This window comes from Citrobacter sp. Cs237, from assembly GCF_030332325.1.
Classification (GTDB): domain Bacteria; phylum Pseudomonadota; class Gammaproteobacteria; order Enterobacterales; family Enterobacteriaceae; genus Citrobacter_A; species Citrobacter_A sedlakii.
Genome location: NZ_JAOWIB010000034.1, coordinates 1 through 315, shown reverse-complemented (window position 1 = coordinate 315; position 315 = coordinate 1). Strand labels below are relative to the sequence as shown.

Here is a 315-nt window from a genome sequence, read left to right as displayed (position 1 = left end):
GTCCGTCACCCCGGAGCAGCCGCTGGCCGACGGCGGACACACCATCACCACCGAAATCACCCGTCCGGACGGTTCGCAGAGCAGCAGCGACACCTCTCTGGTTGTTGATACCAGCGCTGAACCGCAACCTGAACCAGAGCCGGAACCGCAACCTGAACCAGGGCCGGAACCGGAACCAGAGCCGGAACCGGAGCCACAGCCCGAACCCGAACCGCAGCCGGGCATCCCGCCGCTGATGACCGACGATGAAGGCAACCCCATCGCCGACGGCGCCACCACCAGTGACAACACCCCGACCTTCGGCGGCAGCGGCGA

1 protein-coding gene is annotated in these 315 nt (G+C 67.3%); it reads left to right on the top strand.

The window, feature by feature from the left end; translation table 11 throughout:
• Positions 1-315: hypothetical protein (locus OGY07_RS01215; protein ID WP_502872423.1), on the top strand; the 315-nt coding region annotated here is incomplete at both ends.